At 61.9% G+C, this 21,296-nt stretch carries 20 protein-coding genes; 10 read left to right on the top strand and 10 right to left on the bottom strand.

Features of this window, described 5'->3' with window-relative positions:
- Positions 1–344 precede the first annotated feature (344 nt).
- The 3 genes from PspTeo4_RS20895 to dprA all read right to left on the bottom strand — a co-directional run bounded on the left by PspTeo4_RS20895 (position 345) and on the right by dprA (position 2,764).
- Positions 345–638 (bottom strand): hypothetical protein, encoded by a 294-nt coding sequence (locus PspTeo4_RS20895; RefSeq protein WP_322365843.1) that lies wholly within the window; start codon positions 636–638, stop codon positions 345–347.
- Positions 639–1,070: 432 nt separating this feature from the next.
- Positions 1,071–1,628: an L-threonylcarbamoyladenylate synthase gene (locus tag PspTeo4_RS20900; RefSeq protein ID WP_322365844.1), complete on the bottom strand. Its 558-nt coding sequence runs from the start codon at positions 1,626–1,628 to the stop codon at positions 1,071–1,073.
- Positions 1,629–1,666: 38 nt separating this feature from the next.
- Positions 1,667–2,764, bottom strand: a complete 1,098-nt coding sequence (gene dprA, locus PspTeo4_RS20905; RefSeq protein ID WP_322366908.1) for a DNA-processing protein DprA — start codon at positions 2,762–2,764, stop codon at positions 1,667–1,669.
- 207 nt (positions 2,765–2,971) lie between these two features.
- On the opposite strand from dprA, the gene def reads away from it, so the two are divergent.
- From def to PspTeo4_RS20930, 5 genes are read left to right on the top strand one after another with little or no spacing between them, the layout of a single operon-like run.
- Complete coding sequence (def, locus tag PspTeo4_RS20910; RefSeq protein ID WP_051097836.1) at positions 2,972–3,478, top strand: peptide deformylase; 507 nt, start codon at positions 2,972–2,974, stop codon at positions 3,476–3,478.
- Positions 3,479–3,538: 60 nt separating this feature from the next.
- Positions 3,539–4,471, top strand: coding sequence for a methionyl-tRNA formyltransferase (fmt, locus tag PspTeo4_RS20915; RefSeq protein WP_322365845.1), 933 nt, complete (start codon positions 3,539–3,541; stop codon positions 4,469–4,471).
- Positions 4,468–5,778, top strand: a complete 1,311-nt coding sequence (rsmB, locus tag PspTeo4_RS20920) for a 16S rRNA (cytosine(967)-C(5))-methyltransferase RsmB (RefSeq protein ID WP_322365846.1) — start codon at positions 4,468–4,470, stop codon at positions 5,776–5,778. Before fmt ends, rsmB begins: the two co-directional genes overlap by 4 nt.
- A 24-nt stretch (positions 5,779–5,802) precedes the next feature.
- A complete protein-coding gene (gene trkA / locus PspTeo4_RS20925) occupies positions 5,803–7,176 on the top strand; it encodes a Trk system potassium transporter TrkA (RefSeq protein WP_322365847.1) in 1,374 nt (457 codons plus the stop codon).
- A gap of 11 nt (positions 7,177–7,187) precedes the next feature.
- Positions 7,188–7,505 (top strand): tetratricopeptide repeat protein, encoded by a 318-nt coding sequence (locus tag PspTeo4_RS20930; RefSeq protein WP_322365848.1) that lies wholly within the window; start codon positions 7,188–7,190, stop codon positions 7,503–7,505.
- Between the two features lie 103 nt (positions 7,506–7,608).
- Here PspTeo4_RS20930 and PspTeo4_RS20935 read toward each other — a convergent pair whose 3' ends face one another.
- Positions 7,609–8,496, bottom strand: coding sequence for a lysophospholipid acyltransferase (locus tag PspTeo4_RS20935; RefSeq protein WP_322365849.1), 888 nt, complete (start codon positions 8,494–8,496; stop codon positions 7,609–7,611).
- Positions 8,497–8,537: 41 nt separating this feature from the next.
- Complete coding sequence (locus PspTeo4_RS20940) at positions 8,538–9,089, bottom strand: DNA-3-methyladenine glycosylase I (RefSeq protein WP_322365850.1); 552 nt, start codon at positions 9,087–9,089, stop codon at positions 8,538–8,540.
- 84 nt (positions 9,090–9,173) lie between these two features.
- Between PspTeo4_RS20940 and glyQ the strand changes: the two genes are divergently transcribed.
- The 4 genes from glyQ (at position 9,174) to PspTeo4_RS20960 (ending at position 13,535) form a co-directional block, all read left to right on the top strand.
- Positions 9,174–10,121, top strand: coding sequence for a glycine--tRNA ligase subunit alpha (gene glyQ, locus PspTeo4_RS20945; RefSeq protein ID WP_025337182.1), 948 nt, complete (start codon positions 9,174–9,176; stop codon positions 10,119–10,121).
- Positions 10,118–12,172: a glycine--tRNA ligase subunit beta gene (gene glyS / locus PspTeo4_RS20950; RefSeq protein ID WP_322365851.1), complete on the top strand. Its 2,055-nt coding sequence runs from the start codon at positions 10,118–10,120 to the stop codon at positions 12,170–12,172. Before glyQ ends, glyS begins: the two co-directional genes overlap by 4 nt.
- A 3-nt stretch (positions 12,173–12,175) precedes the next feature.
- Positions 12,176–12,703, top strand: a complete 528-nt coding sequence (gene gmhB / locus PspTeo4_RS20955; RefSeq protein WP_322365852.1) for a D-glycero-beta-D-manno-heptose 1,7-bisphosphate 7-phosphatase — start codon at positions 12,176–12,178, stop codon at positions 12,701–12,703.
- Positions 12,704–12,764: 61 nt separating this feature from the next.
- Positions 12,765–13,535, top strand: coding sequence for a lysophospholipid acyltransferase family protein (locus PspTeo4_RS20960; protein ID WP_322365853.1), 771 nt, complete (start codon positions 12,765–12,767; stop codon positions 13,533–13,535).
- A 167-nt stretch (positions 13,536–13,702) separates the two neighbouring features.
- On the opposite strand, the gene PspTeo4_RS20965 is transcribed toward PspTeo4_RS20960, so the two are convergent.
- Positions 13,703–15,322 (bottom strand): MFS transporter, encoded by a 1,620-nt coding sequence (locus PspTeo4_RS20965; RefSeq protein ID WP_322365854.1) that lies wholly within the window; start codon positions 15,320–15,322, stop codon positions 13,703–13,705.
- Between the two features lie 97 nt (positions 15,323–15,419).
- The gene (locus PspTeo4_RS20970) at positions 15,420–17,066 is read right to left on the bottom strand and encodes a GMC family oxidoreductase (RefSeq protein WP_322365855.1); all 1,647 of its coding nucleotides are present in this window, start codon (positions 17,064–17,066) and stop codon (positions 15,420–15,422) included.
- Between the two features lie 238 nt (positions 17,067–17,304).
- Here PspTeo4_RS20970 and PspTeo4_RS20975 point away from each other — a divergent pair, with 238 nt between their 5' ends.
- Entirely contained in the window at positions 17,305–18,192 is an 888-nt protein-coding gene (locus PspTeo4_RS20975; RefSeq protein ID WP_322365856.1) for a LysR family transcriptional regulator, read from the top strand.
- Here PspTeo4_RS20975 and PspTeo4_RS20980 read toward each other — a convergent pair.
- From PspTeo4_RS20980 to PspTeo4_RS20990, 3 genes are read right to left on the bottom strand one after another with little or no spacing between them, the layout of a single operon-like run.
- Entirely contained in the window at positions 18,181–18,999 is an 819-nt protein-coding gene (locus PspTeo4_RS20980; RefSeq protein WP_322365857.1) for a sulfite exporter TauE/SafE family protein, read from the bottom strand. The two genes, PspTeo4_RS20975 and PspTeo4_RS20980, sit on opposite strands and share 12 nt — an antisense overlap.
- Positions 18,996–20,276: an FAD/NAD(P)-binding oxidoreductase gene (locus PspTeo4_RS20985; RefSeq protein WP_322365858.1), complete on the bottom strand. Its 1,281-nt coding sequence runs from the start codon at positions 20,274–20,276 to the stop codon at positions 18,996–18,998. Before PspTeo4_RS20985 ends, PspTeo4_RS20980 begins: the two co-directional genes overlap by 4 nt.
- Positions 20,277–20,315: 39 nt before the next feature.
- Entirely contained in the window at positions 20,316–21,200 is an 885-nt protein-coding gene (locus PspTeo4_RS20990; protein WP_322365859.1) for an MBL fold metallo-hydrolase, read from the bottom strand.
- Between the last annotated feature and the right edge of the window lie 96 nt (positions 21,201–21,296).

Below are 21,296 nucleotides of genomic sequence, written 5' to 3' on the forward strand. Positions count from 1 at the left end.
CACCAGGTGCTCACCTTGAGTTTTGTGTTGTTGCGTAAATCGAGCGCCGCCCGCGCGGCGCATCGCGAGCAAGGCTCGCTCCTACGTTTGTTTCGGGCCAATTATTCCTGTAAGAGTTGCGCGCGAACGCTTTGGCGCACGGCACAATATCGCGTCGTACCAACAAGGCGGTCGCGCGCGCCTGTCAAAGGCGTTACTGGCCAAAAACAGACGTAGGAGCGAGCCTTGCTCGCGATGCGCCGCGCGGGCGGCGCTCGATCTAATAGGCGCTGAAAGTCTCAAGGCAGGCACCTGTCAGCCCTAACACGATCACCCGACATGCACCACCAGCCTCACACCTGTTTCTATGTTTCAGGCGCCGACTCGATACCATCCAGCATCGCCTCGACCAATCCCTCTGCCATCTCAATCGCATGCAGGTTCGACCAGAACATGCCGCGGCCTTCCTCACGCAAATAATCCAGGGTCTTGTAGCCGGTTTCGTAGGCACAGCGCAGGTAGAGCGCTACGTGTACCAAGGCGTCATGGGCAGAGATGTCGGGGTTTACGGTGAAGAGGGAGGGGTGGCCGGCGTCGCAGCGGCCGAATGGGCGAGCAGTGGTGTGGGGAAGAGGTGGGTCGGGTACGAGCTTTTTCATAATTTGCTCCAGGGTTGGAGCTGACACCAATCCGTTACCACACGGTTAGGTGGCAGCTGTACGCAGGGTGGTAAACCGGACTGGAGGCACTTCCGGCAGGCAAAAGCCTCCCACGTACAGCCGCCATAGGCTGCAGCGCTCCAGAACTACCGGGTTACCACACCCGATCGCCAAGTTGTTCGGCGACGGTCTGGAGACTAGAGGCAGGTGTTCCCACTGAGAAGGTAATGGCGGTAGACAGAGGTCGTAGGATATTTCCCTAATTGCGGGCATGACAGCAATTAGGGACAAAATCAGAAAAATCTGAAGCATGGTTTGGAGCCGCTGTGCTGCTTAATCGCCAGCAACCCGGCTCCTGCAAGGACCGCGCAGTACCTGTGGGAGCCGGCTTGCCGGCGATCGAGGGCAAAGCCCTCGCCTACAGCCGTGAAATCACCCCGGCCGAACGACTTCACCGCTGGCCAAGTCACGAATCAAACTCGGATTCTTCCGTCCACCCAAAGCCCCACCCAGCACCAGATCCAGCTCATTGTGGAAGTACTGCTCCACCCGCAACCGGGTCTTGGCCGCCGGGCGCCCACCAGGGTTGCAGGAGGTGGAAATCAGCGGCCCCACCAACGCACAAAGCTCACGCACCACCGGGTGGTCACTGACCCGCAGCGCCACGGTGTCGTGCTGCCCCGTTACCCACTCCGGCAACAGGTCCTGGTGCGGCACCAACCAGGTATTTGGCCCCGGCCAGGTACTGCCCATGCGGTCGATCCAGTCCTCGGGGAAATCCTCGAACAGGAAATCGAACTGATGGATGCTGTCGGCGACCAGAATCAGCCCCTTGTCCACAGGACGCGACTTGAGCGCCAGCAGGCGATACACCGCGTCCTCGTTCCAGGGGTCGCAGCCCAAGCCCCAGACCGCTTCCGTCGGGTAGGCGATTACCGCGCCCGCCCGAATTTCACGTGCGGCTTGTTGCACACGCCAACTGCTCACCATTTGTATCTCTCCGCATTTAAGCCTTGGGCGCAGTTTACTTAGGCCGAGCGGGCAAACCAACGCCCGGCTTCATTGCTGACCCGGCCCTCGAGCTCCAGCTCGGTCAGGCTGGCCAGAACCTGAGCCAAAGGCTGCCCGCTGTTGAGCGCTAGCCCTTCGCTGGTCTGTGGCGCAGCGTGTAGAAGGGCAAGCAGAGGATGGTCGGGTTTATCCACGGCGGCAGGCGGCAGGTTCTGCCAACCACGCAGGGTATCCATGATCTGCTCCACACTCTCCACCAACAGCGCACCATCGCGTATCAGCTGATGGCAACCCTTGGCACCCGGGTGATGGATGGAACCGGGTATGGCGTAAACCTCCCGGCCTTGTTCAGCCGCCAAGCGGGCGGTAATCAGTGAACCACTGGCCAGGCTGGCCTCAACCACCAGCACGCCCAGAGACATGCCGCTGATGATGCGATTGCGTCGAGGAAAATTGCCGGGCAGCGGTTCAGCATCCAGCGGGTATTCGGAAACCAGTGCGCTGCCGCTGTCTACAATCGCTTTCGCCAAATCACGATGGCGCTGTGGATAAAGTTTTTGCAGCCCGGTTCCGAGCACTGCAATTGTCCGGCCGCCAACCTCCAATGCCGCCCGATGAGCGGCACCATCGACGCCCAGCGCCAGCCCACTGGTGATGGTGAAACCCGTTTGCGCGAGTGCTCGGGAAAAGGACCGAGCAGTGTCCAGAGCAGGGGGTGAAGCACGCCTGCTGCCCACAATGGCCAGCTGCGGTTGCTCCAGGCAGGCAGGGTCGCCAGCGACGAATAACAGGGGAGGCGGGTCATCCGTTTCAGCCAGCAATGCAGGATAGCCAGGCCCATCCCACATCAGTAAATGCTGGCCGGGGCGCTCTAGCCAGGCCATTGCAGCCAAAGCACCATCGCGCACCTGCGCACTGCGGCGCGCATCGATACTGGCAGTTGAAAGGCCCAAGGCGCGCCAGGCACTTGCGGGGGCGCTCAGTGCAGAAGAAGCCGATCCGAAGGCTTCCAAAAGGATCCGAAAGCGACGCAATCCTATCTCGGGCAGGCGATGCAGACGTAATCGCGCCTCCAGTTCGGCAGGCGGACAATACGACGAATGGTGGGTCGGCATGGGGATCATCCTTGATCGAAACAGGGCCATAAACGTGGCACAACCTGTGGATAACTTTGTTGATAATACTTTGACAACCTGTCCATCGAATGGGCTTGAAGTCATCTCTTGAAACCCTAGCCGAGCTTTGCCAGGTGCCGAAATCCCCGATTCCCTTTATTATGTGTGCTCAGTTTTCAACCGAACGCACAGTGACTGCCTGACCTTATGGCCATCTTGAACATTCTCGAATTCCCGGACCCGCGCCTGCGCACCATTGCCAAACCGGTGACGGAGTTCGACGACGCCCTGCGTCAGCTGATCGACGACATGTTTGAAACCATGTACGAAGCGCCCGGCATCGGCCTGGCCGCCACCCAGGTCAACGTACACAAGCAGGTCGTGGTGATGGACCTCAGCGAAGACCGCAGCGAGCCGCGCGTCTTCATCAACCCCACGGTCGAAGAGCTGACCCACGACATGGGCCAGTATCAGGAAGGCTGCCTGTCGGTACCGGGCTTCTACGAGAACGTCGACCGCCCGCTGCGCGTGCGGGTCAAGGCCCAGGACCGCGACGGCAAGCCGTACGAGCTGGAATGCGAAGGCCTGCTGGCGGTGTGCGTGCAGCACGAGTTCGATCACCTCAACGGCAAGCTGTTCGTCGACTACCTGTCTCAGCTCAAACGCGACCGGATCAAGAAGAAGCTGGAAAAGCAGCACCGCCAGCAAGCCTGATCGCCCCCTTCCAGAAGGCTTGCTCCGGCAAGCCTTTTTCTTTTTTGAAGCGAGAACTCCATGCGCATCGTCTTCGCAGGCACTCCAGAGTTTGCCGCCGAACACCTCAAGGCCCTGCTCGACAGCCCCTATGAAGTGGTGGCCGTCTACACCCAGCCAGACCGCCCAGCCGGCCGTGGCCAGAAGCTCATGCCGAGCCCGGTCAAACAGCTGGCCGTGGCCCATGACATCCCGGTGTTCCAGCCGCCAACCCTGCGCAACGCCGAGGCACAAGCCGAACTCGCCGCGCTCAAGCCAGACCTGATGGTGGTGGTTGCGTATGGCCTGATCCTGCCGCAGGTGGTGCTGGATATCCCGCGTCTGGGCTGCATCAACAGCCATGCCTCCTTGCTGCCACGCTGGCGTGGTGCGGCGCCGATCCAGCGCGCCGTGGAAGCCGGTGACGCCGAGAGCGGCGTGACGGTGATGCGCATGGAAGCTGGCCTGGACACCGGCCCGATGCTGCTCAAGGTGGTTACCCCGATCAGCGCCGACGACACCGGTGGCAGCCTGCACGACCGCCTCGCCGAAATGGGCCCGCCCGCGGTGGTTCAGGCCATCGCCGGCCTAGCCGATGGCAGCCTGCTGGGTGAAGTGCAGGACGATGCCCTGGCCACCTATGCCCACAAGCTGAACAAAGACGAAGCCCGCATCGACTGGAGCCGCCCTGCCGTTGAGCTGGAGCGCCTGATTCGCGCCTTCAACCCATGGCCTGTGTGCCACAGCACCCTGGACGGCGAGAGTGTGAAAGTGCTGGCCGCGAACTTGTCCACAGGCACAGGCGCCCCTGGCGAGATCCTTTCTGCCAGCAAGGACGGCCTGGTCGTCGCCTGCGGCGAGCAGGCCCTGAGCCTGACCCGCCTGCAATTGCCCGGTGGCAAGGCGCTGGCCTTCAGCGACCTGTTCAACAGCCGCCGCGAGAAGTTCGCCAGCGGCAAGGTGCTGGGCCAATGAACCCACGCCTGGCCGCCGCCCGCGCCTTGGCCGCTGTCCTCAGCGGCAAGGCCTCGTTGAACAGCTCGTTGCCGGCACAACTGGACAAGGTCGATGAGCGCGACCGTGGCCTGACCCAGGACCTGGCGTTCGGCACCGCCCGCTGGCAGCCACGCCTCGATCTGCTGGCCGCGCAGTTGCTGCAGAAGCCATTCAAGGCCGCCGACGCCGATGTTCAGGCGCTGCTGCTGGTCGGCCTGTATCAGCTGTTCTACACCCGCATTCCGGCCCACGCCGCCATCGGCGAAACCGTGGGCTGCGCCGATAAACTGAAAAAGCCGTGGGCCAAAGGCCTGCTCAACGCCGTGCTGCGCCGCGCCCAGCGCGAGGGCGAGGAGCTGCTCGCCGGCATGGAGCGCGACCCGGTGGTGCGCACCGCTCACCCGCGTTGGCTGCAGAAGTCGCTGAAAGCCTTCTGGCCCGAGCAGTGGGAAGCCATCTGCGCCGCCAACAACGCCCACCCGCCGATGATCCTGCGGGTCAACCGCCGCCACCACAGTCGTGATGCCTATCTGGCTCTGCTGGCTGAGGCAGGCATTGCCGCCAGCGCTTGCAAGTTCAGCCGCGACGGCATTCTGCTGGCTGAGGCCTGTGACGTGCGCAACCTGCCAGGCTTCGCCGAGGGTTGGGTCAGCGTACAGGACGAAGCCGCGCAGCTGTCCGCCGACCTGCTTGAATTGGCCCCCGGCCAACGCGTGCTCGACGCCTGCTGCGCACCTGGCGGTAAAACCTGCCACCTGCTCGAAGCCGAAGCGGGCCTGGCCCACGTCGTGGCCATCGACCTGGAAGCCAAGCGCCTGACCCGGGTGCGCGAGAATCTTGACCGCCTGCAACTGGACGCCGAGCTGATCGCCTGCGATGCCCGCGACACCGCCAGCTGGTGGGATGGCAAGCCGTTCCAGCGCATCCTGCTGGACGCACCATGCTCGGCCACCGGCGTGATTCGCCGTCACCCGGACATCAAGCTGACCCGTCAGGCCGACGACATCCCGGCCCTGGCCGCGCTGCAAGGCGAGCTGCTCGATGCCCTTTGGCCGACCCTCGAAGTGGGCGGCATCTTGCTCTATGCCACCTGTTCGAGCCTGCCGACGGAAAACACCGAAGTGATCGACGCCTTCCTCGCCCGCACCCCTGGTGCCCGTGAGCTGGACCTGGCGACCGACGCCGGCCTGCGCCAGCCACACGGTCGCCAGCTGCTGGCCCAGGAGGGCGGCCACGACGGTTTCTACTATGCCAAGCTGATCAAGATTGCCGCTTCGCGCGGCTAAGTGAAAAAGGTTAGGGAGTAGCGGATGAAAATCATCATCCTCGGCGCAGGCCAGGTAGGCGGAACATTGGCCGAGCACTTGGCCAGCGAAGCCAACGACATCACCGTGGTGGATACGGACGGCGAGCGCCTGCGTGACCTCGGCGATCGCCTTGATATCCGCACCGTGCAGGGCCGCGGCTCGCTGCCCACCGTGTTGCGCCAGGCCGGGGCCGACGATGCCGACATGCTGGTGGCGGTGACCAACAGCGACGAGACCAACATGGTGGCCTGCCAGGTCGCCTACTCGCTGTTCCATACCCCGACCAAGATCGCACGGGTGCGTGAGTCCTCTTACCTCACCCGCGAAGAACTGTTCGACAACGACCATATCCCGGTGGACGTACTGATCAGCCCCGAACAGGTCGTGACCAACTACGTCAAACGGCTGATCGAACACCCCGGCGCATTGCAGGTAATCGACTTCGCCGAAGGCAAGGCGCAACTGGTCGCGGTCAAGGCCTACTACGGCGGCCCGCTGGTAGGCCAGCAACTGCGCCAGATCCGTGCGCACATGCCCAACGTCGACACCCGCGTGGCGGCGATCTTCCGCCGCGACCGGCCGATCACGCCGCGGGGCGATACGGTGATCGAGGCTGACGATGAGGTGTTCTTCATCGCCGCGAAAAAAGACATCCGTGCGGTGATGGGCGAACTGCGACGCATCGACGAGACCAACAAGCGTGTGGTCATCGCAGGTGGCGGGCAGATTGGCGAGCGCTTGGCCGAAGCCATCGAGAGCCGCTATCAGGTGAAGATCATCGAGATGAGCCCGACGCGCTGCCGCCACCTCTCCGATACCCTGGAAAGCACCGTGGTGTTGCAGGGCAGTGCATCGGACAAAGACCTGATGCTTGAAGAGAACATCGCCGACGCCGACATTTTCCTGGCCCTGACCAACGACGACGAAGCCAACATCATGTCGTCGTTGCTGGCCAAGCGCCTGGGTGCGCGCAAGGTGATGACCATCATCAACAACCCGGCCTATGTCGACCTGGTGCAGGGCGGCGATATCGACATCGCCATCAGCCCCCAGCTGGCCACCATCGGCACTCTGCTGGCCCACGTGCGCCGAGGCGATATCGTCAGCGTGCACTCACTGCGTCGTGGCGCGGCGGAGGCCATCGAAGCGGTTGCGCACGGTGATGCGAAATCGAGCAAGGTGGTTGGCAAGGCCATCGAAGACATCGCCCTGCCACCTGGCACCACCATCGGCGCGATCATTCGAGACGAGGAAGTGCTGATCGCCCATGACGATACCGTGATCGAAACGGGTGACCACGTCATCCTGTTCGTTGTGGATAAAAAGCATATCCGTGATGTGGAGAAGCTGTTCCACGTCGGCTTGACCTTCTTCTAAGGAGAATCGGCATGCGCGAATCGCTGGAAAAGATGCTGGCCAAGGGTGTGGATAACCCGCTGCTGAGGTTCGGCCTGGGCAAGGCCTGGCTGGACGAAGGCAACGGCGCCGAGGCGGCGGTGCACCTGGCGCAGTGCGTGGCGCAGGACCCCAAGTATTCGGCGGCGTGGAAACTGCTGGGCAAGGCGCATCAGCTGACCGGCGACCTGGCGGCGGCGCGCAAGGCCTGGGAGGAGGGGATCGTGGCTGCGCAGGCCCATGGGGACAAGCAGGCCGAGAAGGAGATGGCGGTGTTCCTGAAAAAATTGAACAAGGCATCTGCTTCATAAGCAGAACGCGGCCCCTGTGGGAGCGGGTTTACCCGCGAATGCGTCGTGGAATCTACCATCGCATTCGCGGGTAAACCCGCTCCCACAGGGAGGGTGACCAATCTCAATACCAGCGCGGCTCCCCAGCCGGGCGCTTCTTGAAGCGCTTCATGCTCCACATGTACTGGCTCGGATACTCGCGCACATAGCGCTCGACCACCTTGCTCATGGCCGCCGCCGACACGGTCACATCATCGCTGTACATCTCTTCCGGCGCCGCTTCCAGGAACACCTTGAACCCGGAACCGTCCGGCAGCCGCAGGGCATGCAGGAACACACCTACCGCCTTGCCGCCTGCCAGCATGTTCGGCACGAACTTGCTGGTCAGTGCCTGGGTACCCAGGAACGGCACGAACACACCAGCGGACTCGGCCGGCTCCGGGTCGGCCGGAATACCTACCTGCCCGCCACGGCGTACTTCCTTGATCACACTGAGAATGCCTTCCTTGGTCGAAGGCGCCACACGGTTGCCCATCTGCACACGTTGCTCGCGCAGCAGGTCATCCACCGCCTTCAGCTTCGGCGGGCGGTAGAAGATGATCGGCTTGCACTGGTTGCAGTAGAAGTGGTTCAGCACTTCCCAGTTGCCCAGGTGGCTGGTGATACCCACCACGCCCTTGCCCGAGGCCAGAGCTTGTTCGAGCACTTCCAGGCCGTGCACTTCCTTGACCAGTTCCAGCGAACGCTGCGGCGGCCAGATCCAGGCGCAGGCGCTTTCGACGAACGACTTGCCAATGTCTTTCAACGCTTGGCCAACCAGTTGCTCACGCTCGGCCGGCGCCATCTCCGGGAAACACTTGGCCAGGTTGATGCGCACCACATTGCGCGACCCGTTGGGGATTTTCCACATCAGCCAGCCGATGCCGGCGCCGACGCGTTGCACAGCGCCCCAGGGCAGCTTGGCGAACAGTCGCAGCACCCCGACCATCAGGGCGCCCTTGAACTTTTCCACAGGCAGATTCCTTATTTCAGCAAGGCGCGCATTGTAACCCCTCAGCGCAGCAGCGCGGCGTAGCGATCACAATCGGTGGTGTGGTCCATGACCATACCGGTGGCCTGCATGAAGGCGTAGCAGATGGTCGGGCCAACAAAAGTGAAGCCGGCTTTCTGCAAGGCCTTGCTCATCGCCTTGGCCTCGTCGGTTACCGCCGGTACTTCGTCGCGCGCCTTGAAGTGGTTGATTCTTGGGGCACCGCCAACGAACGACCAAAGCCACTGGGCCGGGTTATCCACAGCCAGCCAGGCCTGGGCATTGCGCCGAGCTGCCTTGAGCTTGAGACGGTTGCGAATGATGCCGACATCGAGCATCAGCTCTTCGATCCGTTCGTCGCTCATCTGCGCCAGCTGCACCGGGTCGAAACCGTACATCACCTGGCGATAGCGCTCGCGTTTCTTCAAAACGGTGATCCACGAAAGACCCGCCTGGAACCCTTCGAGCAAAAGCATCTCGAAGAGCAACGCCGGGTCGCGCTGCGGTGTTCCCCATTCCTGGTCGTGGTAGGCCTGGTACAACGGATCGTCGGTACACCAAAAGCAGCGTGGCATAAGGCTCCAATTGAGTAGAGGGCGAGGCGAATCAGGTTATACTCCCGCTCTTTACATCCGCATCCCCAGATACAGGTGAATTTCGTGAGCCAGCCTACGCCAGCCGTGCGTACCTTCCAAGACCTGATCCTCGCCCTCCAGAACTACTGGGCCGAGCAAGGTTGTGTGGTGCTTCAGCCCTACGATATGGAAGTAGGCGCCGGCACTTTCCACACCGCTACATTCCTGCGCGCCGTGGGTCCAGAAACCTGGAACGCCGCCTACGTGCAGCCTAGCCGTCGCCCTGCCGACGGGCGGTATGGCGAAAACCCCAACCGTCTGCAGCACTACTACCAGTTCCAGGTGGTGCTCAAGCCAAACCCGGCCAACTTCCAGGAGCTGTACCTCGGCTCGCTGAAAGCCATCGGCCTGGATCCGCTGGTCCACGACATCCGCTTCGTCGAAGACAACTGGGAATCGCCGACCCTGGGCGCCTGGGGCCTGGGCTGGGAAATCTGGCTGAACGGCATGGAGGTGACCCAGTTCACCTACTTCCAGCAGGTTGGTGGCATCGAGTGCTACCCGGTCACCGGTGAAATCACCTATGGCCTGGAGCGTCTGGCCATGTACATCCAGGGCGTGGACTCGGTGTACGACCTGGTCTGGGCCGACGGCCCATTCGGCAAGGTCACCTACGGCGACGTGTTCCACCAGAACGAAGTGGAGCAGTCGACCTACAACTTCGAGCACGCCAACGTCGAGAAACTGTTCGAGCTGTTCGACTTCTACGAAAGCGAAGCTAACCGCCTGATCAAGCTTGACCTGCCGCTGCCGACTTATGAAATGGTCCTGAAGGCATCGCACACCTTCAACCTGCTGGATGCCCGCCGCGCCATCTCGGTAACCGAGCGCCAGCGTTACATCCTGCGCGTACGTACCCTGGCTCGGGACGTGGCGCAAAGCTATCTGCAAGCCCGCGCACGCCTGGGCTTCCCGATGGCCACCCCTGAACTGCGTGACGAAGTGTTGGCGAAGCTGGAGGCTGCACAATGAGTGCTCAAGATTTCCTGGTAGAACTGGGCACCGAAGAGCTGCCACCGAAGGCCCTGGCTTCGCTGGGCGACGCCTTCCTGGCCGGCATCGAGAAAGGCCTGCAGGCTGCCGGCCTGAACTACACCGGTAAACAGGTGTACGCCGCACCACGCCGTCTGGCCGTGCTGATTCGTCAGCTGGACGTGCAGCAGCCAGACCGCAGCATCAACATCGATGGCCCACCCATGCAGGCGGCGTTCAACGCCGAAGGCCAGCCGACTCAGGCTGCTCTGGGCTTCGCCAAGAAATGCGGCGTGGAGCTGTCCGAAATCGACCAGAGCGGCGCCAAGCTGCGTTTCTCCCAGCACATTCCAGGCAAGGCCACCGCCAGCCTGCTGCCGACCATCGTCGAAGATTCGCTCAACGACCTGCCGATTCCCAAGCGCATGCGCTGGGCGGCCAGCCGCGAAGAGTTCGTGCGCCCGACCCAGTGGCTGGTGATGCTGCTCGGCGACCAGGTCGTCGACTGCACCATCCTGTCGCAGAAAGCCGGCCGTGAATCCCGTGGTCACCGCTTCCATCACCCGGAAAACGTGGTCATCACCACCCCGGCCAACTACGTTGAGGACCTGCGCAAGGCCTACGTACTGGCTGACTTCGCCGAGCGCCGCGAGCTGATCAGCAAGCGTACCGCCGAGCTGGCCATGCAGCAGGAAGGCAGCGCCATCGTGCCGCCGGCGCTGCTGGACGAAGTGACCGCCCTGGTCGAGTGGCCGGTGCCGCTGGTGTGCTCGTTCGAGGAGCGTTTCCTCGAAGTGCCTCAGGAAGCCCTGATCACCACCATGCAGGACAACCAGAAGTACTTCTGCCTGCTGGACAGCGAAGGCAAGCTGCTGCCACGTTTCATTACCGTGGCCAACGTCGAAAGCCGCGATCCGAAGCAGATCGTGCAAGGCAACGAGAAGGTCGTGCGCCCACGCCTGACCGACGCCGAGTTCTTCTTCAAGCAGGACAAGAAGCAGCCGCTGGAAACCTTCAACGAGCGCCTTAAGAACGTGGTGTTCCAGGCTCAGCTGGGCACCGTGTTCGACAAGGCCGAGCGCGTTTCCAAGCTGGCGGCCTTCATTGCCCCGCTGGTTGGCGGCGATGCCCAGCGCGCCGGTCGCGCCGGCCTGCTGTCCAAGTGCGACCTGGCCACCGAGATGGTCGGCGAATTCCCTGAAATGCAGGGTGTTGCCGGCTACTACTACGCGTTGAACGATGGCGAGCCGGAAGACGTCGCCCTGGCCCTGAACGAGCAATACATGCCGCGTGGCGCTGGCGCCGAGCTGCCGCAGACCCTGACCGGTGCTGCCGTGGCCATTGCTGACAAGCTCGACACCCTGGTCGGTATCTTCGGCATCGGCATGCTGCCGACCGGCAGCAAGGACCCCTATGCCCTGCGCCGTGCCGCCCTGGGCGTACTGCGCATCCTGATCGAGAAGCAACTGGACCTGGACCTGACCGCCGCAGTCGAATTCGCGGTCAAGCAGTTCGGTGCCAAGGTGAAGGCTGCTGGCCTGGCCGAGCAGGTGCTGGAGTTCATCTTCGACCGCCTGCGTGCGCGTTACGAAGACGAAGGCATCGATGTCTCCACCTACCTGTCGGTGCGTGCCCTGCAGCCGGGTTCTGCCCTGGACTTCGACCAGCGCGTACAGGCCGTTCAGGCTTTCCGCAAGCTGCCTGAAGCCAACGCCCTGGCCGCAGCGAACAAGCGTGTGTCGAACCTGCTGAGCAAAGCCGAAGGTGCCATCGCCGACCAGGTCGAGCCGAAGTACTTCGACAATGCCAACGAGTTCTCCCTGTACTCGGCGATTCAGCAAGCCGACCAGGCCGTGCAACCGATGGCTGCCGCACGTCAGTACAGCGAAGCGCTGGCCCGCCTGGCTGCCCTGCGTGACCCGGTCGACGCCTTCTTCGAGGCGGTGATGGTCAACGCCGAGGACGCCAAGGTACGTGCCAACCGTTATGCCCTGCTCAGCCGCCTGCGCGGTCTGTTCCTGGGCGTTGCCGACATTTCGCTGCTGGGGTAAGCCTTGAAACTGCTGATTCTCGATCGTGACGGGGTGATCAACTACGACTCCGACGCCTACATCAAGTCGCTGGAGGAGTGGATTCCGATTCCCGGCTCGATCGAGGCCATCGCGCAGTTGAGCAAGGCCGGCTGGACGGTGGCAGTGGCCACCAACCAGTCCGGCATTGCCCGTGGCTACTATCCGCTGGAAACCCTCGAAGCCATGCATGCACGCCTGCGCGCGCTGGTGGCCGAGCAGGGGGGCGAAGTGGGCCATATCGTGTATTGCCCGCATGGGCCGGACGAAGGCTGCGATTGCCGCAAGCCCAAGCCCGGCATGCTGCGGGCAATCGCCGATCATTACCAGGCCGACCTGCGCGGTGTCTGGTTTGTCGGCGACAGCAAAGGTGACTTGGAGGCCGCCCTGGCCGTCGGTGCACAACCCGTGTTGGTGAAAACCGGCAAGGGCGAGCGGACCCTGGAAAAGGGTGTGCCTGAAACTACACTGATTTTCGACGATCTGGCAGCTATCGCCAGAGAACTAATTTAAACAGTGCGCCTTCGGGCGCATTTTTCTCAGGCGGGCGCGCCCCGCAACGGTACATGCCACTATGTCGATCCTGCAGGCGATCAGAATCTTTCTTTTTTACCTGCTGCTGGGCACCAGTTCGCTGCTGTGGTGCTCCCTGAGCTTTTTTGTCGCGCCATTTTTGCCATTCCCCAAGCGCTACAAGTTCATCAACGTTTACTGGTGCCGCTGCGCGGTGTTCCTGACCCGCACCATTCTCGGCATCGATTACAAGGTTACCGGCGCCGAAAACGTGCCGAGCGAGCCTTGCGTGATCCTGTCCAACCATCAGAGCACCTGGGAGACCTTCTTCCTCTCGGCGTACTTCTCGCCATTGAGCCAGGTGCTCAAGCGTGAATTGCTGTATGTGCCGTTCTTCGGCTGGGCCATGGCCATGCTGCGGCCGATCGCCATCGACCGCGACAACCCCAAGGAAGCCTTGCGCCAGGTGGCCAGCAAAGGTGACCAGCTGCTCAAGCAGAAGGTGTGGGTGCTGATCTTCCCGGAAGGAACCCGCGTGCCGTTCGGCACGGTTGGCAAGTTCTCCCGTGGCGGTACCGCGCTGGCCGTGAACGCTGGCCTGCCAGTGCTGCCCATCGCACACAACGCCGGCAAGTTCTGGCCCAAGGAAGGTTGGGGCAAACGCTCGGGCACCATCGAGGTGGTGATCGGCGAGCCAATGTACGCAAACGGCACCGGCCCGCGTGCCATCGCCGAGCTCAACGACCGCGCAGCGGCGTGGAATGAGGCTACCCAACGCGCCATGGGATCGCTGCCACCGGCAGATGAAAAACCCCATGAGCAGATCGCCTGACGATCTGTGGATAACTTGTGTGCAATTTTTGGATGAAATGCTTTTAGTAGATTCTAAGTTATTGAATTAGCTATTTATTTCTGTGTATGACATTTTTCTGAAAATCGTGCATAAGTTTTTTCGAGGCATAAAAAAACCGGCTTTTACAGCCGGTTTTTTTATGGGCATCACACCTTGTCGATATCTACATCTCTGGTTTCTTTAAGGCAGAAAATCCCCACCACCAGGCTGATCCCCGTCACCAGCACCGGGTACCACAGCCCATAGAAGATATCCCCGGTATACACCACCAGCGCGAACGACACCGTCGGCAGGAAACCACCGAACCAGCCGTTGCCGATGTGGTAGGGCAAGGACATCGAGGTATAGCGGATGCGGGTCGGGAACAGCTCGACCATTACCGCTGCGAGTGGGCCGTAGGTCATGGTCGCGATCAGGATCATCGCCACGATCAGCACCACCACCATCACCTGGTTCACACTGGCCGGATCCGCCTTGGCCGGGTAGCCCGCCTGTTCGATCGCGGCACGCATGGCCGCTTCGTCGAAGCCATTGATGGCCTTGTCACCAATGCTCACCACGACGTCGGTCCCCGCCGCACTCACCGAGCTGTAGGGCAGGCCCTGCTTGACCAGGAAGGTCTTGACCTTGTCGCACGGGCTGTCAAAACGCGCCTTGCCGACCGGGTCGAACTGGAACGTGCAGCCCTTAGGGTCAGCCGTCACCACGATCGGCGCCTGACGGCTGGCCGCATCGATCTGTGGGTTGGCATAGTGGCTCAGCGCCTTGAACATCGGGAAGTACAGCACCGTGGCCAGCAGCAAGCCCAGCATCAGGATCGGCTTGCGCCCAACCCGGTCCGACAGCCAGCCGAAGAACACGAAGAACGGCGCGCCAATCACCACGCTGATGATCAGCAAGGTATTGGCCTGGGCCGGGTCCATCTTGAGCATTTGAGTCATGAAGAACAGCACGTAGAACTGCGCGGTGTAGAAGGTCACTGCCTGGCCCGCGTTGATGCTGAACAGGGCGGTGAGTACCACCTTGAGGTTCGGCCAAGAGGTGAACGACTCACGAATGGGCGACTTGCTCACCTTGCCCTGTGCCTTCATTTTTACGAAGGCGGGCGACTCATGCATGCTCATGCGAATCCAGGTGGAGATTGCCAACAGGAAGATCGACAGCAGGAAGGGCAGACGCCAGCCCCAGACCTCAAACTGGTCACCGCTGATGTAACGGCTGCCCAGCACCACCAGCAACGACAGCAGCAGGCCGAGGGTGGCAGTGGACTGAATGAAGCCGGTGTGGAAACCACGCTTGCCAGGTGGCGCATGCTCGGCCACGTAAGTGGCTGCGCCGCCGTACTCACCGCCCAGCGCCAGCCCTTGAAGCATGCGCAGCACGACCAGGATGATGGGCGCAGCAATGCCGATGCTGGCATAAGTAGGCAGCAGGCCGACGGCGAAGGTCGACAGACCCATCAGCACGATGGTGACCAGGAAGGTGTACTTGCGCCCGATCATGTCACCCAGACGGCCGAACACCAGCGCACCGAATGGCCGCACCAGGAAGCCGGCGGCGAAGGCCATCAGGGCGAAGATAAAGGCCGTGGTGTCGTTCACACCCGCAAAGAACTGCTTGCTGATGACCGCCGCCAACGCGCCATAGAGAAAAAAGTCATACCACTCGAACACCGTCCCGAGGGATGACGCGAAAATGATCTTGCGTTCCTCACGGCCACTGGAGCTGCTGGCCGCCGCACCCTGCTCTTGAATGTAATCCGACATCGTTGCTGTCCTCGGCCCGAAGGCCACAGTGATTATTCTTGTTGTTCCACTGTCGGCAGCCTCTGACCGCAAGCTGCCGGTACTGCACGCACCCGGGTCAGGGCGTCGGTATCGCGTCTTCGTTGAAGCTGCTCTGGGTGGTAGCCCCCTTGAGAATGAGTTGGGCCGCCTTCTCGGCGATCATGAGGGTGGGTGAACAGGTATTGCCCGAGGTGATCTGCGGCATGATCGACGCATCCGCCACGCGCAGGCCGGGTATGCCGTGCACGCGCAGCTGGTTATCCACAACGTCATGCGAGCCACTGCCCATGCGGCAGGTGCCGACCGGGTGGAAGATGGTGGTGCCGATCTTGCCGGCGGCTTCGAACAGCTCTTGTTCACTTTGCAGGGCCGGGCCGGGCAGGTACTCACGGGGTTCGAATGCGGCCAGGGCAGGGGCCTGCACGATGCGTCGGGTGAGACGGATGGCATCAGCGGCGACGCGCAGGTCCTCGGGGGCACTGAGGTAGTTGGGGTCGATCAGCGGTGTGCTGTTCATGTCGGCAGAACGAATGTCGATGCGCCCACGGCTGGCCGGGCGCAGGTTGCACACCGACGCGGTGAAGGCCGGGAAGCGGTGCAGCGGCTCGCCGAAGCGCTCCAGCGACAGGGGTTGCACGTGATACTGCAGGTTAGCGGTAGCCTGCTCCGGGCCCGAACGTACGAAGGCCCCCAGTTGGCTTGGCGCCATGGCCAGCGGGCCGCTGCGGTCGTACAGGTAACGAAGGCCCATGCCCAACTTGCCCCACAGGCTGTTGGCCATCTGGTTAAGGGTGCGGGTGTTACGGACTTCATAGATCAGGCGTAGCTGCAGGTGGTCCTGCAAATTGCCACCAACCCCTGGCATGTCGTGGCGCACGCCGATACCGAGGCTTTCCAGCAGCTTGCGCGGGCCAATGCCTGAGCGCTGAAGGATACCGGGAGAACCGACGGCGCCAGCGCAGAGGATGATCTCGCGGCGTGCAGAGAACTCATGCCAGGCACCTTGCCATTGCGCCTTCACCGCTCGTGCACGGGTGTTGTTGAGCAGCACCTGATCCACCTGCACATCGGTCAGCACGGTCAGGTTAGGGCGATCCTTGATCGGCCGCAGGAAGGCCTTGGACGCGTTCCAGCGCACACCGCTACGCTGGTTGACTTGAAAGTATCCACAGCCTTGGTTGTCGCCGGTATTGAAGTCGTCGACCTTGGCGATACCACTCTGCTCAGCCGCATCACGGAAGGCATCGAGGATCGGCCAGCTGTAGCGCTGGCGCTCGACCCGCCATTCACCGTCGCCGCCATGGTGGTAACTGCTGCCGGCAAAATGGTTTTCGCTGGCCTTGAACAGTGGCAACACATCCTTCCAGGCCCAACCATCATTGCCTTGTTCGGCCCAATGGTCATAGTCGGCGGCCTGGCCACGCATGTAGATCATGCCGTTGATCGAGGAACAACCACCCAGCACCTTGCCCCGAGGGTAACCCAGGCTGCGCCCCCCCAGGCCGGTTTGCGCTTCGGTCTTGAAACACCAGTCGGTGCGCGGGTTGCCGATGCAGTAGAGGTAACCGACAGGGATGTGAATCCAGGGATAGTTGTCGCGTCCCCCCGCTTCAAGCAGCAGCACTCGGCAGGAAGGGTCGGCGGACAAACGATTGGCTAGGAGGCAACCGGCAGGACCGGCCCCGACGACCACGTAGTCGAAGACAGAATCGGCTGATGGCATGTGTAACCTCGCCTGATTATTGTTCTTGTCGTCCTACATCTTATTGATTAATTTCGACGAGGAAACACGAGATTTCACGCAGCCGCTGTGCGTTTTCGTACAGCTCAATGTCTGTGCTGGCCTCTTCGCGGGTAAACCCGCTCCCACAGGTAAAGCGGTGCCCCAAAGAGCAACGCTGTACCTGTGGGAGCGGGTTTACCCGCGAAAAGGCCACAACGAACAGCACAAAGGGATAAGCATGTTCGACTGGAATGATCTGCGGTTTTTCCTCGAGTTGCAGCGCAGCGGCCGCCTGCTCACCGCCGCCAAGCGCCTGAACACCACCCACAGCACCGTGGCCCGGCATATCGAGAGCATCGAGAAAAGCCTTGGCACCCCGCTGTTCGTGCAGCACGCCCAGGGCTACGAACTGACCACCTCCGGCCAGGCCCTGCTCAAACACGCCGAAGCCATGGAAAATGTCGCCCTGCTGGCGCAGGAAGAAATCACTCAGGCCATCACGCCACTGGGCAAGATCCGTCTGGGGGTGACCGAAGGCATCGGCATCATGTTCTTCACCCCACGCATGAACGCGTTGTTCGAACGGTACCCCGGCCTTGAAGTGGAACTGGTGGCTGTACCGCGCTTTGTCAGCATCCTCAACCGCGAAGCGGAAATCAGCATCCACCTGGAGCGGCCCAATGCCGACCTGCTGATCACCCGCAAGCTCACCGATTATCGACTGGCCCTTTATGCCAGCCAAAGTTATCTGGACCGGGCGCCACCGTTGCACAACCGTGACGACCTGGCGCGCCACAGCTGGATCGGTTACGTCGATGACTTGCTGTTCAGCCAGGAGCTGCTGTTTCTCAACAGTTTCTGCCGAGCGCCCAACGTGGTGTTCCGCAGCACCAGCGTGATCGCCCAGCAACATGCCGCGCGGGCAGGCCTGGGCATCGCCGTGCTGCCCAACTACATGGCACGCCACGACCCGACCCTAGTGCGTGTGCTGCCCAGCGAAACCATCCAACGCAGCTACTGGATCTGCTCGCGCAGGGAACTGCACAAGTCCGTGCGCCTGCGGGTGGTCTGGGACTACCTGCTGGCGCTGTGCGCCGCTGAACAGGCCGAGCTGCTAGCCGAGTAACGCCTTGCCGGCCAGCAACAAGGCCGCCGACCACCCGGCCACGGCAAACATCTGCTGCAGTCGCGGTCCGGCGAGCCTGGTAGCGAGTGGCCGGGCCAGCAGCAAGCCAAGTACCGCGCCGATGGCGAACGGCGCGCCAATCCGCCAGTGCATCAACCCCGCCAGGCTGGCGCTGACTACGCTGCCGGTGGAGACCAGAGCAATGACCGCCAGCGATGTCGAGACGATGCTCTTCATGCGCAGATTGGTGTAGCGGTTCAAGGCGGGAATGATCACGAAGCCGCCGCCCACACCGAGCAAGCCTGACAGCAACCCGGACAACGCGCCGGTAAAAGCCAGGGCACGTGCACAAGGCAGCGTCCAGCGCAGGCGCCCCTGCAGCGGGTTGAGCACGCACGGCTCGATGTAGCGATGGGCATCGTTGTGCTCGCCGCGCAGTTCTTTGCCTGCCTTGCGCCAGATGCGCAGGCAGGCGTACACCAGCACTCCAGAGAACACCAACGCCAATGGTGTGTTGGGCAAACGGTGCGCGAGCATCAACCCAAACGGCGCAACAGCGATGCCGATCAGGGCGATGAACAGGGCGGCGCGATAACGCACCAATCCCTCTCGCAAACCGAGCACCGCCCCCACGGCAGCGGCAAGCCCTACGGCGAGCAAACCAATAGGGGCGGCGTCGACCATCGACAGGCCAAGGCCAAACACCAGCAGCGGCACCGCAAGAATGCCGCCACCCGCGCCGGTCAGCGCCAGCACCCCACCAATGATTGCACCCAACCCAGCGCCCAGCAGTTGATGTTCGATCACCGTCCGCCCTCGACCACCAGTGGCTGAGGCCGTGCCAGCCATTCACGTCCCTTGAGCATGCCTTGCCAATACAGTGGCGGCAGCAGCCTTGCCTTGAGCAACCAAGCCAGGCGGGTTGCCTGTCGACCGTCGAGCAGCCAGCGGGGGAAGCTGGGTGCCACCTTGCCACCGTAGGTAAATTCAGCCAGTACGATCTTGCCGCGTTCGACGGTCAACGGGCAGGAGCCATAGCCGTCGTACTGGGCAAGGGTAGGGAGCCTTCCCAACGCTACCAGCACATTGTTGGCCACCACCGGCGCCTGCTTGCGCGCGGCAGCGGCCGTCTTGGCGTTGGTGGTGTTGGCGACATCGCCGAGGGCGTGGATGTTGCCGAACGTGCGGTGACGAAGGGTCTGTGGGTCGACATCAAGCCAACCTGCTGCATCCGCCAAAGGGCTATTTCGGATGAAATCGGGAGCGACTTGCGGGGGCACCACGTGCAGCATGTCGAAGGCTTCGGTGCGGGTTTCGCTGCTGCCGTCAGGCAATGTGCGAACGAACGTAGCCCGCTTGTTGGGGCCATCCACTGCTACAAGTCGATGTGAGTAATTGAGGTCCACGCCGTACTTGTCGATATACGCCATCAGCGCGGGGACATAGTCGGCGACACCAAACAGCACCGCGCCGGCATTGAAGAAACTGGCTTTCACATTGCCCAGGTGCCCATGGCGCAACCAGTGGTCGCAGGACAAGTACAACGCTTTCTGTGGTGCGCCGGCGCATTTGATCGGCATCGGTGGCTGGGTGAACAGCGCACGGCCTTGCTTGAGGTTCTGCACCAGCTCCCACGTGTAAGGTGCCAGGTCGTAACGGTAGTTGGAGGTCACACCGTTGCGCCCCAAGGTTTCGCTCAACCCCTCGATGGCATTCCAGTCCAGCTTCAGGCCGGGGCAGACAACCAGTTGTTCATAGCTGATAGCGCGGCCGCCTTCGAGGGTGACCAGCTGAGCCTGAGGGTCGAAACCTTCGACGCGCGCCTTGACCCACCGCACACCCCGGGGGATGGTCGATGCCATGGTGCGCGCAGTGCTCGTCGACTTGAACACGCCAGCCCCCACCATCGTCCAGCCCGGTTGGTAGTAGTGCACATCGGCAGGGTCGATCAACGCGATGTCTAGCGACGGGTCGCGGCTGATCAGGCTTGAGGCAGTGGCGATGCCGGCGGCACCGGCACCGACTATTACCACTTTGTGGTGGTCGGCATCAGAGGTGTTGGCAGGGGACAGCAAGGCAGGCATGGCGGTATTTCCTGGGAATCTCGTTATGGGCAAAGGCGATCAGAGTTTGTTCAGCGGAATCTTCAGGTAGCTCACCCCGTTGGCTTCAGGCTCGGGAAACTGGCCGCTGCGCATGTTGACCTGCACCGAAGGCAGGATCAGTACAGGCATGTCGAGGGTCTTGTCGCGGGCTTCGCGCATGGCGACGAACTGGTCCTCTTCGATGCCATGCTTAATGTGGATATTGCTGGCGCGCTGTTCAGCCACGGTAGTGACGTACTGCATCTCGCGCCCACCCGGCAGGTAGTCATGGCACATGAACAGCCGGGTCTGATCAGGGAAGGCGAGCAGGCGGCGAATCGAGCGGTACAGTGTTCGTGCGTCAGCACCAGGGAAATCGCAACGCGCGGTGCCGTAGTCCGGCATGAACAGCGTGTCACCGACGAACACCGCCTTTTCTCCCGCATCTTCAACCACATAGCTCAAGCAAGCCGGGGTATGCCCAGGAGTGTGCAGGGCACGGGCGTGCAAATTGCCAATGCGGAAGCCTTCCTCGTCTTCAAACAGCACATCGAACTGACTTCCGTCACGGGCGAAGTCCGATTCGGCGTTGAACAGTGCACCGAAGACTTTCTGCACCTGAGTAATGTGAGCACCGATGGCAGTGTGGCCGCCCAGTTTCTCCTTGAGGTAAGCGGCAGCAGAAAGGTGATCTGCGTGCACATGGGTTTCCAGAATCCACTGGACCTCGGCCCCCAGCGCTTTTACCCGATCAATCAAAAGGTCGGCCGACTTCGTGCAGGTACGCCCGGACTTAGGGTCGTAGTCCAGCACGCTGTCGATCAACGCACACTTGAGCGTCTCACGATCCAGGACCAGATAACTGATGGTCGAGGTTGCCTTGTCGAAGAAGGCTTCCACGTGAAGGTTGTTGCCGATGATCATCACGTTCTCCAATTTATCCACCGCGCCTTGTATGAGGCGTAGGCAGTGATTGGAGGTTTATCAAGATGCATGCCAGAACATTTCGGCCTGTTTTTC

The organism is Pseudomonas sp. Teo4 (genome assembly GCF_034387475.1).
In the GTDB taxonomy this organism is placed as follows: Bacteria; Pseudomonadota; Gammaproteobacteria; order Pseudomonadales; family Pseudomonadaceae; genus Aquipseudomonas.

Bases quoted from the DNA above. Each gene is read 5' to 3' on its own strand.
- PspTeo4_RS20895 (WP_322365843.1), bottom strand. From the start codon at position 638: ATGAAAAAGCTCGTACCCGACCCACCTCTTCCCCACACCACTGCTCGC.
- PspTeo4_RS20900 (WP_322365844.1), bottom strand. From the start codon at position 1,628: ATGGTGAGCAGTTGGCGTGTGCAACAAGCCGCACGTGAAATTCGGGCG.
- dprA (WP_322366908.1), bottom strand. From the start codon at position 2,764: ATGCCGACCCACCATTCGTCGTATTGTCCGCCTGCCGAACTGGAGGCG.
- def (WP_051097836.1), top strand. From the start codon at position 2,972: ATGGCCATCTTGAACATTCTCGAATTCCCGGACCCGCGCCTGCGCACC.
- fmt (WP_322365845.1), top strand. From the start codon at position 3,539: ATGCGCATCGTCTTCGCAGGCACTCCAGAGTTTGCCGCCGAACACCTC.
- rsmB (WP_322365846.1), top strand. From the start codon at position 4,468: ATGAACCCACGCCTGGCCGCCGCCCGCGCCTTGGCCGCTGTCCTCAGC.
- trkA (WP_322365847.1), top strand. From the start codon at position 5,803: ATGAAAATCATCATCCTCGGCGCAGGCCAGGTAGGCGGAACATTGGCC.
- PspTeo4_RS20930 (WP_322365848.1), top strand. From the start codon at position 7,188: ATGCGCGAATCGCTGGAAAAGATGCTGGCCAAGGGTGTGGATAACCCG.
- PspTeo4_RS20940 (WP_322365850.1), bottom strand. From the start codon at position 9,089: ATGCCACGCTGCTTTTGGTGTACCGACGATCCGTTGTACCAGGCCTAC.
- glyS (WP_322365851.1), top strand. From the start codon at position 10,118: ATGAGTGCTCAAGATTTCCTGGTAGAACTGGGCACCGAAGAGCTGCCA.
- PspTeo4_RS20960 (WP_322365853.1), top strand. From the start codon at position 12,765: ATGTCGATCCTGCAGGCGATCAGAATCTTTCTTTTTTACCTGCTGCTG.
- PspTeo4_RS20965 (WP_322365854.1), bottom strand. From the start codon at position 15,322: ATGTCGGATTACATTCAAGAGCAGGGTGCGGCGGCCAGCAGCTCCAGT.
- PspTeo4_RS20970 (WP_322365855.1), bottom strand. From the start codon at position 17,066: ATGCCATCAGCCGATTCTGTCTTCGACTACGTGGTCGTCGGGGCCGGT.
- PspTeo4_RS20975 (WP_322365856.1), top strand. From the start codon at position 17,305: ATGTTCGACTGGAATGATCTGCGGTTTTTCCTCGAGTTGCAGCGCAGC.
- PspTeo4_RS20985 (WP_322365858.1), bottom strand. From the start codon at position 20,276: ATGCCTGCCTTGCTGTCCCCTGCCAACACCTCTGATGCCGACCACCAC.
- PspTeo4_RS20990 (WP_322365859.1), bottom strand. From the start codon at position 21,200: ATGATCATCGGCAACAACCTTCACGTGGAAGCCTTCTTCGACAAGGCA.